Source organism: Neglectibacter sp. X4, assembly GCF_009917365.1.
Taxonomy (GTDB): Bacteria; Bacillota; Clostridia; order Oscillospirales; family Acutalibacteraceae; genus Acutalibacter.
Genome location: NZ_QWLE01000011.1, coordinates 1 through 16,311 on the forward strand (window position 1 = coordinate 1; position 16,311 = coordinate 16,311).

A 16,311-nucleotide genomic window follows, 5' to 3' on the forward strand; every position below is an offset into this window, starting at 1 on the left:
ACCTTTTCTGCGCCAACGGATGAACCGCTGATGAACGCTGCCCCACTTCCCATAATCGGGAGGCAAATCTCGCCAGGCCGCTCCGGTTCGCAATACCCAAAACACCGCATTGATAAATCGGCGGTTATCCTGGGCGATCCCTCCCCACTGGCCTCGTTGTCCTGGCAAATGGGGTTCCAGCAACAACCACACTTGATCGCTTATGTCGTGTCTGTGATAAGAAGCATCCATCTTTTCCTCTCCTGTCTTTTTTTGATGCTTCCATTCTATCACAATTCCTCTACCTTGTGTAGACACTATTTAAGCGGATCAATTAGTAGAGACGCAAATAATTTACTTTATGTGCAAAAAGGGGAGAGAAAATGTTCCCATACTGGAAAAAACCATCAGTTGATTTTACAGTTAAGTGGCGGTTTTGGCCAAGCCCACGATATTCGTCTATACCCCACCGGTCAATATAAAGAAATGCCCGGCTAGGTTTATCACCCGGCCGGGCTAGAGAGCTTACTTCTTAAGCTCCTCGGGGACTGCAGGCTCATATGAAGCTCCAGTGGAAGCCATACCAGCACCAATATTGGCGATTGCCTCAACAAGGGAGGCAATCATGGACCAAAAAGCAGACATCTTATTTCCTCCTTTCTGTAAATTGCGGAATTATCATCATAATGGCAACAGCCATTAGGGTGAACGATATTAAAACAGGGTTAATAAACGGTAGTGGGTAAAAGAAAAGTATGCAATTTGCCACGGCGATAACTACTACTAATATTCTACCGATTTTTTGGTTGTGCCTGTATTGTCTTTCTGAAAGTGGATGATTGACATGTTTAATAGGAGATAGCACATAAATGACAGTAGCAGCTGACACAGTTATAAGTAAGTAACCAGTCATTGATATTTGCGCAATGTTTTGCACAAAAAGAGATGTCAACAGGACAATAAGGTATACTGCATTAGTTACAAGAAAGCATTTTCCATAAGTCTTAGCGTGAAAACCACCATTAAACAATCGGAGGGACATGAATACACCTAGAAATAACAACGCATAGTGTACCAAAGAAAAGACAGCAGATAATGCCATAATTGAGGCAACAGAGCATCCCGTGGACAGTAATAATTCGAATCCATAAACGTATACTGGCCTACTAGAATGAGCTGTCGGAAAATATTTATACATCATGTCAGTAAGATAGTTCGCGAATCGATTTAACATTTTTTATCTTCCTGTCTGTACTGGGGGTTTAAGTCAAGAAACACTGTAGAGAAAAATCGTCCATCATGATAGTTGTTTACCAACGCCCCGTTGTACTTCTCCACAGTATCCCTGATACATTTAACACCAAGCCCATGCGGGTGGCTATTGTCGTTTTTGGTGGATTGCAATTCTGGGTTTTGTTTGAAAGGGTCGCATTCCACTTTGTTCATGACCTGAAATAGAAATAGGTTATCACTGTTTTGCCAAATATGGACATATACTATTCTTTGGGAATGGTCATCTATCTGTTTACAAGCATCAAAAGCGTTATCAATCTGGTTCGCTAGAATTGAACACAGGTCAACCGAGTGCAAAAGAGGAGGTACATCCACATCGATTCTATACTGAAATTTGATATGATACTCTTGAGCCTGTCCAACTTTGTGGTTTATGATGGCGTTTATTACATCATTGCCTGACTTACACATAGGCAGTCCCCTATAATGGATTTCCAAAAGAGAGTCAATATATTTGCTGATTTCATTGCTTTCATACTGTCTTGCCAACTCTCGCAAAGCGCCTAAATGATGATTAAAATCATGAATCAGCCGGGCGGTTGCTTGCTGGCTCGAGTGCAGACGTTGATAATTCTTTTCCATCATAGAGTTACACATGGCCAACATCTCATTTTGTGCCTTTTCTTCCTGATATTTTGCAGTTATATATGAGAAACATAAAGTTGCACAGACACATAATAGGATGAAGAGCCAGGAAAAGATGACTGCTAACTGCATCCCTGCCATGGAATCGGACAGAATCAAAGATAATAGGGCTGACATCACACCATATGCGATTGTTACCATAATAAGCAGTACAGTCATATGCCGTTGCGGAATAAATTGTAGCTGTGAAAAGTGCTTTTTTGCTATAGCATATAAAGATAGGTCGATAATTTTAACAATTAACAAATACAAGCAACGTTGAATACCAAATTCGAAAAGAATAGAGAAAGAATAGATATTTGTAATCGGCGATTCAGTAAGCATTCCGAGAACGAATAGCACTATGTAGTCTATCGCATGAATACTCAAGAAGACAAGAACAGTTGCAAAAGCTCTCAAAACAGTTGACTGGTCGGTTAAGAATTTAGTTATGAATAGTATTAGCAATATGGAAAGCAATATAGTTACAAATGAAAAGAGTCTAAATGAATTAAGAACTGAAACAAAGACAGTCAATCCAAAAGCTGAAATGATAATTCGAACTTGTTTATTCATTCCACTATATTTACTTCCAGAGATACCAAGAACTGTTGATAGTATCAGCCATAGTTCAATTATAGTTGCAGTTGTTTCCACAACAAATTGGGTCAAGGTCATTTCAAACCACCCCACAAACTCAATAAATCAGTCTTTACCTGCGACATCATTTTTCGGCTGACCGGCAAGGTCTCGCCATTGCGCAGACATAGTGCGCTTTTCTGTACGCTTACCACGAAATTACCGTTCACAATGCAGCTTCTGTCCGTATATACAAATCGATGGTCATCTAACTTATCCATCACTTCTTTTAGAGTCATACGGATTACCGGTCGGTCATTATTTTCTGTTACTATTTCTGTAGTTCTGCTGACACGGTGGATATAAATGATCTCATCATATGGAATGCGCAAAATATCGTTATAGTGGGAAATAGTGAAGTATTTGATGTCAGGAAATTGGCACGCCTTCGCGGCTGTTTCTAACGCCTCCATCAGGCTGGTTTCCATTGTTAATTTTGACACATACCGTAAGGCTCGAACCTTATATCCCTCCTGGGTATAATTGTATTCAGTATGAGAGGAAAGGAAAATGATAGCGGCTGTGGGCATATACTTGCGTATCTCCCTTGCCAGAGAAAACCCATCAAGCATTTCCATCTCTATATCAAGAATAAAAGCATCAAAAATCTGCCCATCGGTGATTTCATCCCTAAGTGTTGTAGGACAAGTAAAGGAAGATGGAGAAAACTGGCTATCCAGTACGCTTACTCGGTTATATGCAGCAATCACTTCTTCCGCTCGGGAAATCGTTTTGATGTCATCATCACATATCGCTAACTTCATCATTTAAATGTTCCTCCATTTCATAGGCATAGGTGTAAACACGTCTCCTGTTTATATCCAGAAAAACTATCTTCTTATCGGAAACCAAAAGGACATATGGATCGTCTATTGATTTTTTATTCCTGGGATTCAGATTGCTATGATAGGTAAATATGCAGGGTATCCGCGCAATGCATTTCATCTGAATATCCTTTACCACATTAGCAATAGGTGCAGTATGATACTTTGTACCCGTCCAGCGTGGTATCATAGCCCGAATGGACATTGGATTCAATTTTTGAAGAGGCGAGCCCGCTGGGGCTAAAGATTGAAGCGTCTCAATATCCTCTTCTGGGCTATTTTCTGGCATAATGGTTGACAATAAAGCTACCACATCGTAATAGCTGCAGCCATGGCGTAGTAGCATTTTAATTAAGTCTCGATCCAGAGTGTGATAAGTTGCCTCGCGATATAATGAGGCAGAGAGCAGGTCCGCCAAGGAATTTGACAATTTCATGTTGTGCTGTGGCCTCCATAATTTGATTTGAGTTCAATTATACCAAAAATGTTCTTAAAAGTAAATATTCTGTTCTATTTACTGAATGGAATAATCCACACAAATTTGGTAAACTTTACTCAAAGAGGTATAAGCAAATGGGAAATACACTTGGAAACATGATTCGTCATTATCGGAAAAGGTGCGGACTTACTCAGGAAAAGCTAGGCGAGCTCTGTGGTGTTACTCCTTCTTGCGTATCTAGATGGGAAAATGACAATCTGCATCCAAAGCGAGAGAACATCCTCCAGCTTGCAGAGATTTTTAACATATATGAAGCGGACTTTTATCCGGCCAGTGAAGTTGACATTCCTGATAGTGTGGTAACCCGCGAGTTCATCTCCTTGCTGGATCGCTTAGAAGAAGACGAGAAAGAGTACTTTTTAAACATTTTAAGGCAATATATTGTTATGAAAGCAAAACACAATAGTAAATAGTTTAGAACGTTCGCCCTTTAAATTTTCTTTTCTACATTATAGCACATTTTTTTGGCAAAAACAGATATTGTGTCTAAAAAGCGCAAATTTTGTGTCTAAATGGTCACCTTCCAGTTTTTCTTTGAAAAAAGAAAGATTGCGAAGGGGGCCATTTTATATTTTAGACACAAGATTTGGCAATTGAGACACGATTTTCGCACAGCGAAAACTTGTGTGCTATAATTCCATCAAGAAAGCAATTTAGCCATTGTGAACTATCCCTGGCAGATAGTATAGGTGAAAAAAATTAAAGTGAGGCATTAGCTGCGTAAGCAGTATTTCTGAATTAACGAATAATTTCAGTAATGTTTTATCATTTCGTTTAAAATCCACCTATAACTATTCGTGATAACTCGAAAAGGAGAACAAAAAATGGAAAGAAAATTAAAAAAGAAATGGAAATTTATTATTGCGTCCGTTGCAATATTGATTGTGCTATCTGCCAGCGTTGTATTGATTTTCTTCGGACAATTTTCAAATTCAAAGTCTGCTCAAAAAAATTACATTCAATATAAAGACAATATTTCCGGACTTTCCCTTGTTGATTCTGGTGGCCAAGATTACACTCTCGATACCGAATACAGCAAACTGCTCGTTTATTTATCGAGCGACTGTGGAACATGTATTGACGCTCTACCTATTTTGGATGAAATCAATCAGATTTTCTGCGTGAATCAAGGCGTAGAAATGCTCTTGCTCTGGGAGAATAAAATTCCAAAAGATAGAGTTAAGCAAAATAACCTCTTGAGCAACAGCTATTCTCTCGGAAATGTTTCAATATCTTCGTCTTTAGATACTGTCTTTTGGGTTGACAAAAGTAATGAAGTTCGTTTTGTCGATAGCAACGGATACGAAAATGTTTTGCTATTCTTGCTTGACGAAGGTGTTGTCGACCAAGAAACAGCAGTTACTAATGCAAATGATTATATTATCAGCAAATATATTAGCGATCAAACGTATCCAAACCTTGTGTATTTTAGTATGCCAGGGTGCCCCGATTGTGAGGAAGCAAGTCAGATTATTTCATCTTCGTTGATAGGGCGCACATTCAATATTACACGTATTGAACGCGATAAAAATGCAAATGATGGCGACATTGTAGATAAACTTGGCATCTATAAAATGGTTTATGGAATCGATTGGTATCCTAGCTTTTTGGTCTTACAAGAAAATGGAGATTTCTCCTTTGTAGGAAAGACTGATGCAGATGAGTTAGAGCAAACACTACTTAAAGATGCCAATTATGCACAAGGTTAACCAAGGTTATATTTTTCGGCTGTACTGCAAAACTAACATAATAACTTCAAGGAGGCAAAACAGGCATGAAAAAAACAGGATCGAAACTGATGAAGAAAGTTGGGGCCCTTTGCGTGGCTCTGTGCATGGTGGTATCTCTGGCTGCTCCCGCTTTTGCGGCTACCGAAACTTTCGTTAAGACAAATAATTACAGATGCTCCAAGGCAGATGACTGCGGCGTATTCAACTTGTGGCATCAGAAATATGACGAGTATAAGAGCACTACCACCGGAAACCTGCTGTACCAGCACGCTGGTTATGGAGTTTGCTGCTAAGCCGTACAATTCAATTACCTTAAGTGAATAAGTTGTGAAAAACTAATTCACTATTGTAAGAATCATCACATTGTATAGCCGAAGTAATATAATGTTGTGCAATAAGTTTCGTATTAAAACGATGCTTGTTGCACATCGCTATTTGCAAATTTGACTATAACATTGAGAGGATAGTATTATGAACACTATAAGAAAAAGCATATTCTTTGCAATTGCAGCAATTACCATCTTCCTTATCCTTCTATCGGGCTGTTCATCTGGTCCCAAGATAAACAATATTGCTCAAGAAATGATGGATGATCCACGGCTTCATGAAAACAGGAGCATTGTGGAAACCCAAAAAAGATATACCTTTTCAGAGGATTTCTTTGAAACGAACCTTTCTGAACCGGCAGGATTAACGATAGTAAATGGGCAAATAGTTGTTTGTGATAGAGCTGGCAACTGCTTAAAAATATTCTCAACAGCTGGGAAATTAATACAAGAAGTGGGGAAAACTGGGAATGACGAACTACAGTTTATCGCACCTTGCCAAGTTGTATATTGTAATGAAAAATACTATGTTTTGGACAGCGGAAATTCTCGAGTACAAATATTAAATTCCGATTTCTCTTTTTCTGATGAAGTTGAGTTGAGGAGAATCGATGATTTCGACTCTGACTCTGGGTATCAGGATCTTGCCGTTGACCAGGAGGGGAATATTTATGTAACGGCATATGCGATTACACCCCAATATACCAAAGTATTTAAAGTGACACCAAATGGCAGGATAAATGAAATAGGCGACCATCTTATCGGATATATTGAATATATGAACGATACCCTATTCTTTGCAAATTACAAAACGCTATATTATGCGCAAGAGGGATTTCAGGAGCAGACTTATGTTATGACTTATGAGAATCATTTGTATAAAATAGTTGATGATATCATGGAAGTTGTCAGCGAACTCCCATTTGGTTTCAATCCATCTGACTTTGCTTGTGACGGTGACCATATTTACCTATATAGCGAGCGTTTCCAAACACTGGATTGTTTTGACTTGGATGGAAATTACATAGAAACACTATATCAATTTAATGGTGATGTTTCCATTAAGTATATTTCATACGATGAGACAACGGATAGTTTATTTGCCACCTCACCTACGGAAGGAAAAATATATCGAATATCACCACAGGGTGAAACATGAGGAAATGAATATGATGTTTCTTATCAATCAAACACTTAAAAATATTAAAAAGCACTTAGGAATCAACATAGTTATTGCCCTGACTCTATTTGTAGCTTATCTCTTTTTCTTTATGATTTGCTGCCACGTTGAAGATGGTATGCTTGGGGTCTCCTCCTTTGCTTTAAAGGATATGGATAGAAGTATATATTTTTATGGGCAGGCCAGACAGTTACAGAGACAAGCATCCATTTCCCAAAAGGAATTTGAGGATTTCTCAGCACAATATGAATTTATTCAAAGTATGGCTGTGGTGGAATATGGATATTACTTTGATTCACTAACTGGAGAAGGTCTCACCATATACCGGGTGGATGAAGGTTTTCAATCTCATTTTACTTTTCCTTTAATTCGAGGAAGATATTTTAGCAAAGACGAAATCCGAGAGGGCGCTTCTGTTTGCGTTATAGGTGAGGGGTTTTGGCTACAGTCCGACCTCGATGTGGGGGATACCTTAAAAGTCGGCAAGCACAACCTGACAATCATTGGAGTAATGAAGTACGCTGCTAACGCAAGTGCAAATTTGGTACCATATAAAACATTTGAGGACGATAATATCCCCAGCCTGGAAATCCAGGGTTATACGGTTGCTGCAACACTGTCCGATACCACAATGGCTTCAGAAATAAACTGGAGTGAACTGGGGCTTATAGGAGAGCCATTGTCCGGAGAAACATACTTTAACCAAGGTCTGGATTCCTTATTTCAGCGTAGCACAGTGTTCTTTGTCGTTGGTATTCTTATCTTATTTTATGCACTCATGAATCTCATTAATATTTTGGTCAGTAAAATGTATCAACAACAAAAAAGTCTTGGTGTTCGAATTGCTCTGGGGGCTTCATACCGGCAGGTGTTTTTGCAGTTCTTTTTGGAATCACTAGTGCTAGTGTTGGCGGCTGTGATATGCGTCTTTTGCTGTGACCCCATAATAGCTGTTATGACAAGGAACATTTTGAACCATTACTTTGGACCAATGACGGTTGTAATTATGCTTATCATATCTGTGTTCTCTTCTCTTTTCCTAAGTCTTCTTCTGTTTCGAAAATTCAAACAGGTTGAAATCACAAAGATCATAAAAGGTTTGTAGGAGGAGTAGAAAGAATGTCGTATTTATTACATCGTGCTATCCTTCGTGTGCGAAAAGGAAAAAGAAAATACATCCCCATGGCACTGCAGATTATTGTTGGAGTCTGCTTGCTTTCTTTGTCAATATCACTCAGCTTCAGTCTGCTGAAACAGATGTGGGAGTTTTCTAGCTATATGAAAATACCTTTCGCTGGCGTTAGCACAGAAATTGGAGATAATTCCACAAAAATAACAGAATCTGACCTAAAGAAACTAAAAAGCCTATCCTTAGAGAACGACTTTACATTCTATAAGCAATACTTGTCTGGCGAGCCATTTACCATCGTTTTTGCTGATAAAGATTTTCTCACCGGCATTATGGGGGCAGAATCTGCTGTCGACAAAAAACTTATGGCTGGCCAAGAAGTGATTGATATCTTGGAAAATTGGACTCCAATAGATATACAGCTAAGAAAGTTTTATGACCCGGAAAGCCGGATGCTTTTTGGGTATTCTTTGAAGGAAATTACTCCAATAAAAACTTTAGATTACGCTGCACCCGGCTTGTTGTCAGCTGTCACTTATACAGAAGGATCATTGCAGGTTACGTCTTTTGAGAATGTGCTTTTGTTCCCTTTGGAAGCCTGTGGAGAATTTCTGTGTCAGAGTATCATTGCGTTGCCGATCACATCCCCGGATAACGCAAAAATCACCGACGATCTGAATAAAATACAGTCCTGCTTATTATCAACACATCCCGACAATAGCTATAAAATTATAAATTTTGGAGAAGAAGTCCGAAGGACATTGAGTCGAAATGAACAACTAGCAAGTACAGTGGCAATTTTAGCAGGATTTATCCTTGTTATTGTGTTCTTCGGACTAACTGGCCTCTTATTGGTTTTTTTGAATCAACGGCAAAGAGAGTATGCGATCTCTCTAATGTGTGGTGCAACTTATCATCAATTATTGACAGAAAGCTATTTAGAAATCGCATTGCTGGTAATTTTGAGCAGTTTGCTTGGAATCTTATCCTCCATCCCCTTTCTCCCACTTTTTGGAGGGATGGGAGTGTCCGTACACTTTTCTGTTTGGACGTTGATTGTCTGTATTATTGGTGCTATGTTGGTCAGCCTCATAGTTTGTGTTTTGTCATTCCATAAAATTAAGCGCATTACCCCAATTAATGTATTAAAAGATTTGTGAGGAATAACTATGATCGAGTTACAAAATTTGAACAAAGTATACCAAACTAAAGATGGCCCTTTTTATGCTCTCCGTAACCTGACTCTACATATAGAAAGTGGTGAATTTGTAGTTGTTATGGGCCGATCCGGATGTGGAAAATCAACACTACTAAATGTTTTAGGGTTAATTGACTCTTTTGAAAATGGAGTATATCTATGGAATGGGACAGATATACAAAAAGCAGATAGGAATCAGCGCTCGAAGATCCGGCTCTCGGAAATTGGATATATCTATCAGTCCTATAATCTTATCGATGAGCTTAATTGTATAGACAACGTTGAACTTACAATGGGATATGCGGGAATAAAGAGAGCGTTTCGAAGAAGTAGAGCAAAGGAGTTATTAAATCGGGTAGGCCTTTTGGATAAGGCTAAATCCTTTCCCCAAGAACTCTCTGGCGGCCAGCAACAGCGTGTGGCTATTGCTCGGGCTATTTCCAACCATCCTAAAGTGATTTTGGCCGACGAGCCAACAGGGAATTTAGACTATAAAACAGGAATACAAGTGATGGACCTTTTAAAGCATCTAAATAATGAAGGTATTACTATTGTTATGGTGACTCATGACCAAGAGTTATCTTCCTATGCATCAAGGGTTATTACTATGAGTGATGGAGTGATATCCCACTCAAATTAGGAACACCGCCAAACAGGTTCTGTGTGTACCTGCGTATCTTACTCGAAACTGCGACCATGCCAGTTTTGCTAAATTTTCACCCTCAAATACCGGCATCTATATTTTGATACATAGCCAAATCCAAATGTGGTTCTGCAGAGTTACTGGTACTGCCAATTTGATCCACAACTGCCTTCGCATGACTGTTTCTCCCGGATCCACTGCCAGCACTGACAAATGCCCACAAGCCAAAATCTAATCGTCCCTATGCTCCACAAAGGGTGTTGTATCCAAAAGAGCATATCCAGTCCACACCATCAGTGGGTGCCCATCTGTCCTATGTATAGAGCGGGCAGTACTGCATAAATAGGTATGGTCTAAGACCAGCGCCAAAATATATAATTAATGCTCACTGTTAAATAATTGCAATGAAGCAAAGTGTCAGGAATACTCCTTCCCATCCTGACGCTTTGCTTATTTATTTTCAATTTATCCATAGAAGTAGGATATCGGTTTTATCAGGCTGTAGAGATCCACCCCAATCAATCGTTTTGCCAAACCCAAAACAGATTGATTGGAGGAATCATGGTGGAATACACACCAAGGAAAGTGTTCGTTTTGGATGATGGAAGGTACCTGGAGCTCAGTTATACAGAGTTCCGTCAACAGAAAGGTACATACTATGGCAGAAAATTCATACCCCTGCACGGTATGCTGATGGAAGTGTCTGCGGATGCGTACAAGGCGTTTTATAAGGACAAGCGCCGCCAGAAATATTTGAACGAGCGTTCAGATGACAACGGTGACTTCTCCTATGATATGCTCACCACAGATGAGTTCAACGGCGAGGATATCCTGGTAGATGAAGTAGCTGATACGGCAGGACAGGCAGAAAAGAATCTCCTGCTGGACAAGCTCCGGCAAACAATTACTCTACTTTCCGCTGATGAACAACGGTTATTACATCAGCTTTTCAAACAACGGCTGTCAGAACGCACGATTGCTGATATGTATAGCGTTTCGCAAGTCGCAATACATAAGCAAAAGACCCGCACTCTGGCCAAGTTGAAAAAACTTTTGAAAATTTGAAATTTGTAGGTTATCAGACCCCTCACTTTTCGGCTTAGAAAGTGAGGGGTCTTCTTGTTCTCCTCCGGTGCTCTTTGAAAACCGAATACTCAGCGCACCTTTTACTTTCTTTCTGCCGCCGTGAGGAGCGGCAGCTACATGAGCGGACGCCACCCGGCTTCCAGGCTCAGACGGCAGGATGCACACCTGCCGACGGCGATGACCGGCAGAAGGGATAATGATACTTGCGTCCAGTCCTAAAGCCGAGCGTGACCCGTCGCAGCAAAGGAGGGCGCCCTCCAGAGATCCTGGGGGTGGTGAGATTCCAATGAGGCCGAGATGCAGAGCATTTGAGATGCTTTGCATCTCATAGGCATAGGCCGGAAGGTGCGTTCCCTGCTTGGGGGTATCGAGGATAAATACAAGCAAGCAAAACGATTGATACAAGGCGGCAGTCTGCCTTTTGACTGCTGCCTCTACTTACGGAGGGAAAAATGAAACAAGTCAAGCGCGGCGAAATCTACTACGCCGACCTATCACCGGTTGTTGGCAGTGAGCAGGACGGTACCCGTCCTGTCCTCGTCATCCAGAACGACACCGGGAACAAGTTCAGCCCCACCACCATCGTGGCGGCTATCACCAGCAAGTCGGACAAGGCCAAGCTGCCCACACACGTTGTTGTCCATGCGGACGGGCTTGCCACGGAGTCTGTTGTCCTGCTGGAGCAGATTCGTACTATCGACAAGCGCAGGTTGATTCGGTATAGCGGCAAGCTGGATAAGGCCGCTATGGGTATGGTCGACCACGCCATCATCGTCAGTTTTGGAATCGAGTATATGGAGGGGCTCCTATGAGAAATGATGTGAATACTGCGGCTTTTTGCTATAGCGTGAATATGCTCCGGCTACTGCTGAAAATGCAGTTCATCACTGCTGAAGAATACGAGCGCATTTTACAAATCAGTGCCGCCCACTACGACGCAGAAAAAATATATGTCCGAAATGAAAACTCTGGCAACTTGCGCTGGATGTATCTGAACTCTTGTGGTATTGTTGATGTTGCCGCAAGGCGAAATTATACAGAAAGGAATGGTGCATATGACTGTAACCGACATCAGCCGAGAACCTCAAAAACCTGAGATTATCCGGCTGGCGGCTTACTGTCGGGTGTCCAGCAAGTCTACCGACCAGCTGCACTCCTTTGCCGCGCAAATCCGCTACTACAAGGATTATGAGCGCATGAATCCGCAGTACAAGCTGGTGGATGTGTACGCTGATGAAGGTCTGAGTGGAGTCGACATGAAAAAGCGCGACGAGCAGAACCGGCTCATCCGTGACTGCAAGCTGGGCAAAATCGACCGTATCATTACAAAGTCGGTATCACGGTTTGCCCGGAACACCCAGGAACTGCTGGTGGCTCTGCGCAGCCTCAAGGAGATGGGCGTTAGCATCTACTTTGAGGAACAAGGCATCGACAGCGATAAAATGAACATGGAAATGCTGGTGACCTTCCCCGGCATGGCCGCCCAGCAGGAAAGTGTCAACATTTCCGACCACCTGCGAAGGAGCTACCAGATGCGCATGGAATCCGGGGAGTTCAACTGCAATGCGCCTGCGTATGGGTTTAAGATGGTGGATGGACAGATGGTCATCAAAGAGGATGAGGCGGCTGTGATACGCCGCATTTTTGACCTTTACCTGCAAGGCGTGGGCAAGCAGAATATTGCCAATATCCTCAACGCAGAGGGGGTTCCCCGCAGGTATGCTCAAGAGAAGTGGTACCACACCACAGTAAATTATGTGATAAACAACGAACGCTATATGGGCGATGCGCTCCTGCAAAAGAAGTTCACTACGGACACCCTACCATTTAGAAAGAAAAAGAATCGTGGTGAAAAACCGCAATATTATGTGGAGAACAGCAACCCGCCTATCGTCAGCAAAGAAACCTATATAGCAGCACAGGAACTGCAAAAATCGAGGAATGTTAGTCACAAGCGTGAACGCGTGCATCTTCTGGCGAGTATCCTTCATTGCCCCGAATGTGGCAGGACATTCCGCAGGCTGCTCCTGAATGGTACCGCCTACTGGCTGTGCAGCGGCAAGGCGGCAGGGGCCACAAATTGCCAGAGCAGGCGTGTACGGGAAAATGCTGTTTACGATACCTTCTGCTTGATGGTTGACAAGCTGTCTGCCCACCGGCAAGATTTGCCCGGTACCCTTATCCATCAACTGGAGATGATACAGAATCGTGGCGGCGAGAGTCTGGAAAAGGTTCGGCAGATTGACAAGCAGATAGCCGACTTGAGTGCGCAAAACCTGGTGGTTGCCCGGCTCCACACCAATGGGGTGCTGAATGCCACTGACTTCGCCGCACAGTCCTCGGTTATAAGCAATAAAATAAATGCCCTGCGGCTCGACCGCAAAAAGGCGCTGGCAGAGGATGAAGATGACGAATTGATATATACGCTGAAATCCTTGGATGACACCCTGGCAGGGTACGTGCCGGGTACACCATTTAACCGAGCACTGTTCGAGGAAATCGTGCAGAGTATCACGGTTGTGGACAATGCGCGGCTGGCCTTTCACCTCGTCGGTGGGCTGGCCTTCACGGAGCAAATCCCTGAGAATGTGAGGTGTCGCACAGCATGAAAAAGAGGAATGTTCCGTTCGGATATCAATATCAGAACGGAGTGATAACCGCCCATCCGCAAGAGGTTACTGTGCTAAATCGCATTTTCAGCGAGTACCAAAATGGCCTGTCCCTGCTGGAAATTGCCAGCCGCCTGAACGATGAAAATATCGAGTATCAGCCCGGCGTTACCGGCTGGAATAAATCGCGCATCATGAGGCTGATAGAGGATGAACGGTACACCGGCAAGAACGGTTTTCCGGCAATTATCGATGGTAAAACTCACCAGGCCATGGTTGAAATGAAAGCCAATAAGAACACACAAAGTGCCACCAACCGCAGCGCGGAAGTTTTCCATATAGATGTGCCGGTTATTTGCCCAGTGTGTGGTTCTGAGATGAACCGCAGGCACGACAGCCGGCTCAAGAAATGTCAGCAGCGGTGGGTATGTTCCAACGCCGAGTGCCGCACAGTGATTCACAAGGCAGACAGCGACCTGCTGGATGATATAACTGTATTGCTTAACCGTCTGGTTGTCAATCCTGAGTTGGTGCAAATTCCCGCCGAACCGGGGCATGAGCCAAGTGTGCAGGTTCTCAAAGCAGAAAACGAAATTGCCAGGATGTTGGACACCCTCGATTATGATAAAAATGCCTTGAGAAAAAAGATGATGGAATGTGTTTCCCTGAAATATGCGGACATCGACTCCGCTCCATATACAGCACATAGATTGAAAGCGGCTCTCGCAGATGCAGAGCCGCTTTCAATTTTTTCTCTGTCGCTTTTTAAGAGGACGGTTCAGGCCATCCACCTTGAAAAAGATGGCACAGTAAGCATCAAATTAATGAATGACCAAACAGTCAGGAAGGATGATGAATATGCAACAGGCGATGGAAATACCGAAGAAAGTGGTACGGAAAATACCTGCCAAGGTCGATATCGCTGAAGAAATCAAGCAAGCCCACCGGCAGCTCCGGGTGGCAGCTTACTGCCGCGTTTCCACGGCTCAGGAGGAACAGCTAAACAGCTATGACGTACAGGTAAGGTACTACACCGAGAAGATCAGAAGCGAGCCAAAATGGGCCTTTGTGGGCATCTTTGCAGACAGGGGGCTTTCGGGTACCAGCACCAAAAAGCGTGACGAGTTCAATAAGATGATTAAGATGTGTCGGCGTGGCAAAATTGATATGATCATCACGAAATCCATCAGTCGGTTTGCAAGAAACACCGCTGATGTACTGAAATATGTGCGTATGCTCAAGGAAATCGGAGTAGATATTTTCTTCGAGGAACAGAATATCCACAGCACACAGCCTGGGGCTGAGTTTTATATCACTATTTACGGCAGCATCGCCCAGAGCGAATCGGAGAATATCAGCGCTAATGTCATATGGGGCAAGAATCAGAGCGCTAAAGAAGGAAAGGTGCCGTTCCAGTATAAGCGGTTCCTGGGATATCGACGTGGGACGGACGGCAAGCCGGAAATCGACCCGGAGCAGGCAGAAGTTGTGAAACGCATTTACGCCAGCTTTCTGGCCGGGGACAGCATGACTACCATCGCCAACTCCCTGACCGCTGACGGTATACCAACCCCCACTGGCTCTGGCAGATGGGTGCCTGGAACGATACAATCGATTATTTCAAATGAAAAATACGCGGGTAATGCAGTCCTAAATAAGACCTATGTGGTGGACTGCTTGAGCAAGAAAGTTAAGCGCAATGATGGCAAGGCCAGGCCCATGTACTTTGTGGAAAACAATCATCCGGCAATCATCGACTCTGCCACCTTTGGTCGGGCGCAAGAGGAACTGGCCCGGCGTACCGGCAAGCGAAAGGTTAAGCAGAAAGGTACCAAAACGGAGCAGGGCCGGTATTCCAGCAAGTATGCTTTGACGGAACTGCTGGTATGTGGCGAGTGCGGTACCCCCTACCGTCGATGCACCTGGACAATCAAAGGAGAGAAGAAACCGATCTGGAGGTGCATCAACCGGCTGGACTTCGGCAAAAAATACTGCCACCACTCGCCTACCATGGAAGAAAGTGTGCTGCAGGAGGCCATCATGACGGCAATTCTGCGCACGGCAAAGCAGAGTGCTGATGTGCTTGGCACCTTAAAGCTACACATTGGCATGGGGCTGGAAGCCAGTGATACTGAAGATAACAGCTTGGATATCCAGGTTAGGATAGCAGAAATTGATGCAGAATTCAAGGCAATGCTACAGGCGATAGCTACAGATACGGTTGAGGATTTCGACGAGCAGAGGGCCACAGAGCTCATGGCCGAGAAAAGCAAACTGGAGCAACAGCTCACACGATATGGAAATGCACAGCAGGAAAAAGAAAATGCTAAGTCCCGGCTGGATGAAATTTTCACTATCCTCGAGGGGCTGGAGAATCACCCCATGGAGTATGATGACCGGCTGGTACGGCAGGTGCTGGAATGTGTGGTGGTAGAATCCAAGGAGAAAATCAAGGTGATTTTTGCGGGAGGGTTAGAGGTTGAGCAGGCGATTGAGAATGTGTGAGAGTTCAGATACACCCACCAATTTGCCAAAAATATCTTTTTCGTATC

Annotated in this window: 19 protein-coding genes; 13 read left to right on the forward strand and 6 right to left on the reverse strand. The window is 43.1% G+C overall.

All coding sequences use genetic code 11. The annotated features are described in order from the left end of the window. From D1841_RS06655 to D1841_RS06680, 6 genes are all read right to left on the reverse strand, one after another. Positions 1–231: transposase (locus D1841_RS06655; protein WP_166554239.1), on the reverse strand; the 231-nt coding region annotated here is incomplete at its 3' end. A 273-nt stretch (positions 232–504) separates the two neighbouring features. Then, entirely contained in the window at positions 505–624 is a 120-nt protein-coding gene (locus D1841_RS06660) for a cyclic lactone autoinducer peptide (RefSeq protein ID WP_160642466.1), read from the reverse strand. 1 nt (position 625) lies between these two features. Continuing rightward, positions 626–1,213 carry an accessory gene regulator B family protein gene (locus D1841_RS19765; protein WP_160642467.1) on the reverse strand — a complete coding sequence of 196 codons (588 nt, stop codon included), beginning with the start codon at positions 1,211–1,213 and terminating at the stop codon, positions 626–628. Further along, positions 1,207–2,574 (reverse strand): ATP-binding protein, encoded by a 1,368-nt coding sequence (locus D1841_RS06670; RefSeq protein ID WP_160642468.1) that lies wholly within the window; start codon positions 2,572–2,574, stop codon positions 1,207–1,209. The genes D1841_RS19765 and D1841_RS06670 overlap by 7 nt, the downstream gene beginning before the upstream one ends. Next, complete coding sequence (locus tag D1841_RS06675) at positions 2,571–3,302, reverse strand: LytTR family DNA-binding domain-containing protein (RefSeq protein ID WP_160642469.1); 732 nt, start codon at positions 3,300–3,302, stop codon at positions 2,571–2,573. Before D1841_RS06675 ends, D1841_RS06670 begins: the two co-directional genes overlap by 4 nt. Then, the gene (locus D1841_RS06680) at positions 3,280–3,795 is read right to left on the reverse strand and encodes a hypothetical protein (RefSeq protein WP_160642470.1); all 516 of its coding nucleotides are present in this window, start codon (positions 3,793–3,795) and stop codon (positions 3,280–3,282) included. The genes D1841_RS06675 and D1841_RS06680 overlap by 23 nt, the downstream gene beginning before the upstream one ends. Before the next feature lie 137 nt (positions 3,796–3,932). Between D1841_RS06680 and D1841_RS06685 the strand changes: the two genes are divergently transcribed. The 13 genes from D1841_RS06685 (at position 3,933) to D1841_RS06745 (ending at position 16,264) form a co-directional block, all read left to right on the forward strand. Continuing rightward, complete coding sequence (locus D1841_RS06685; RefSeq protein ID WP_160642471.1) at positions 3,933–4,271, forward strand: helix-turn-helix domain-containing protein; 339 nt, start codon at positions 3,933–3,935, stop codon at positions 4,269–4,271. A gap of 411 nt (positions 4,272–4,682) precedes the next feature. Further along, entirely contained in the window at positions 4,683–5,567 is an 885-nt protein-coding gene (locus tag D1841_RS06690) for a hypothetical protein (RefSeq protein WP_160642472.1), read from the forward strand. Positions 5,568–5,656: 89 nt separating this feature from the next. Next, entirely contained in the window at positions 5,657–5,881 is a 225-nt protein-coding gene (locus tag D1841_RS06695) for a hypothetical protein (protein ID WP_160642473.1), read from the forward strand. A gap of 178 nt (positions 5,882–6,059) precedes the next feature. Then, positions 6,060–7,073 carry a hypothetical protein gene (locus D1841_RS06700; RefSeq protein ID WP_160642474.1) on the forward strand — a complete coding sequence of 338 codons (1,014 nt, stop codon included), beginning with the start codon at positions 6,060–6,062 and terminating at the stop codon, positions 7,071–7,073. A gap of 10 nt (positions 7,074–7,083) precedes the next feature. Continuing rightward, positions 7,084–8,199, forward strand: coding sequence for an ABC transporter permease (locus tag D1841_RS06705; protein WP_160642475.1), 1,116 nt, complete (start codon positions 7,084–7,086; stop codon positions 8,197–8,199). 14 nt (positions 8,200–8,213) lie between these two features. Further along, complete coding sequence (locus D1841_RS06710) at positions 8,214–9,383, forward strand: ABC transporter permease (RefSeq protein ID WP_160642476.1); 1,170 nt, start codon at positions 8,214–8,216, stop codon at positions 9,381–9,383. A 9-nt stretch (positions 9,384–9,392) separates the two neighbouring features. Next, entirely contained in the window at positions 9,393–10,061 is a 669-nt protein-coding gene (locus D1841_RS06715) for an ABC transporter ATP-binding protein (protein ID WP_160642477.1), read from the forward strand. Positions 10,062–10,625: 564 nt separating this feature from the next. After that, positions 10,626–11,129, forward strand: coding sequence for a hypothetical protein (locus D1841_RS06720; protein WP_160642478.1), 504 nt, complete (start codon positions 10,626–10,628; stop codon positions 11,127–11,129). Positions 11,130–11,602: 473 nt separating this feature from the next. Next, positions 11,603–11,962, forward strand: coding sequence for a type II toxin-antitoxin system PemK/MazF family toxin (locus D1841_RS06725; protein ID WP_160642479.1), 360 nt, complete (start codon positions 11,603–11,605; stop codon positions 11,960–11,962). Then, positions 11,959–12,246, forward strand: coding sequence for a hypothetical protein (locus D1841_RS06730; protein ID WP_160642480.1), 288 nt, complete (start codon positions 11,959–11,961; stop codon positions 12,244–12,246). Before D1841_RS06725 ends, D1841_RS06730 begins: the two co-directional genes overlap by 4 nt. Then, on the forward strand, positions 12,206–13,759 hold the full coding sequence (locus D1841_RS06735; RefSeq protein ID WP_160642481.1) for a recombinase family protein: 1,554 nt from the start codon (positions 12,206–12,208) through the stop codon (positions 13,757–13,759). Before D1841_RS06730 ends, D1841_RS06735 begins: the two co-directional genes overlap by 41 nt. Beyond that, positions 13,756–14,685: a recombinase family protein gene (locus D1841_RS06740; RefSeq protein WP_160642482.1), complete on the forward strand. Its 930-nt coding sequence runs from the start codon at positions 13,756–13,758 to the stop codon at positions 14,683–14,685. Before D1841_RS06735 ends, D1841_RS06740 begins: the two co-directional genes overlap by 4 nt. Then, positions 14,618–16,264, forward strand: coding sequence for a recombinase family protein (locus tag D1841_RS06745; protein ID WP_160642483.1), 1,647 nt, complete (start codon positions 14,618–14,620; stop codon positions 16,262–16,264). The genes D1841_RS06740 and D1841_RS06745 overlap by 68 nt, the downstream gene beginning before the upstream one ends. Positions 16,265–16,311: the final 47 nt, after the last annotated feature.

What these genes read in the sequence shown, in the direction of transcription:
- D1841_RS06675 (WP_160642469.1), bottom strand. Translation starts at nt 3,302, where the DNA reads ATGATGAAGTTAGCGATATGTGATGATGACATCAAAACGATTTCCCGA.
- D1841_RS06725 (WP_160642479.1), top strand. Translation starts at nt 11,603, where the DNA reads ATGAAACAAGTCAAGCGCGGCGAAATCTACTACGCCGACCTATCACCG.
- D1841_RS06720 (WP_160642478.1), top strand. Translation starts at nt 10,626, where the DNA reads ATGGTGGAATACACACCAAGGAAAGTGTTCGTTTTGGATGATGGAAGG.
- D1841_RS06730 (WP_160642480.1), top strand. Translation starts at nt 11,959, where the DNA reads ATGAGAAATGATGTGAATACTGCGGCTTTTTGCTATAGCGTGAATATG.
- D1841_RS06680 (WP_160642470.1), bottom strand. Translation starts at nt 3,795, where the DNA reads ATGAAATTGTCAAATTCCTTGGCGGACCTGCTCTCTGCCTCATTATAT.
- D1841_RS06685 (WP_160642471.1), top strand. Translation starts at nt 3,933, where the DNA reads ATGGGAAATACACTTGGAAACATGATTCGTCATTATCGGAAAAGGTGC.
- D1841_RS06710 (WP_160642476.1), top strand. Translation starts at nt 8,214, where the DNA reads ATGTCGTATTTATTACATCGTGCTATCCTTCGTGTGCGAAAAGGAAAA.
- D1841_RS06670 (WP_160642468.1), bottom strand. Translation starts at nt 2,574, where the DNA reads ATGACCTTGACCCAATTTGTTGTGGAAACAACTGCAACTATAATTGAA.
- D1841_RS06700 (WP_160642474.1), top strand. Translation starts at nt 6,060, where the DNA reads ATGAACACTATAAGAAAAAGCATATTCTTTGCAATTGCAGCAATTACC.
- D1841_RS06690 (WP_160642472.1), top strand. Translation starts at nt 4,683, where the DNA reads ATGGAAAGAAAATTAAAAAAGAAATGGAAATTTATTATTGCGTCCGTT.
- D1841_RS06715 (WP_160642477.1), top strand. Translation starts at nt 9,393, where the DNA reads ATGATCGAGTTACAAAATTTGAACAAAGTATACCAAACTAAAGATGGC.
- D1841_RS06740 (WP_160642482.1), top strand. Translation starts at nt 13,756, where the DNA reads ATGAAAAAGAGGAATGTTCCGTTCGGATATCAATATCAGAACGGAGTG.
- D1841_RS06660 (WP_160642466.1), bottom strand. Translation starts at nt 624, where the DNA reads ATGTCTGCTTTTTGGTCCATGATTGCCTCCCTTGTTGAGGCAATCGCC.
- D1841_RS19765 (WP_160642467.1), bottom strand. Translation starts at nt 1,213, where the DNA reads ATGTTAAATCGATTCGCGAACTATCTTACTGACATGATGTATAAATAT.
- D1841_RS06735 (WP_160642481.1), top strand. Translation starts at nt 12,206, where the DNA reads ATGACTGTAACCGACATCAGCCGAGAACCTCAAAAACCTGAGATTATC.
- D1841_RS06705 (WP_160642475.1), top strand. Translation starts at nt 7,084, where the DNA reads ATGATGTTTCTTATCAATCAAACACTTAAAAATATTAAAAAGCACTTA.
- D1841_RS06745 (WP_160642483.1), top strand. Translation starts at nt 14,618, where the DNA reads ATGCAACAGGCGATGGAAATACCGAAGAAAGTGGTACGGAAAATACCT.
- D1841_RS06695 (WP_160642473.1), top strand. Translation starts at nt 5,657, where the DNA reads ATGAAGAAAGTTGGGGCCCTTTGCGTGGCTCTGTGCATGGTGGTATCT.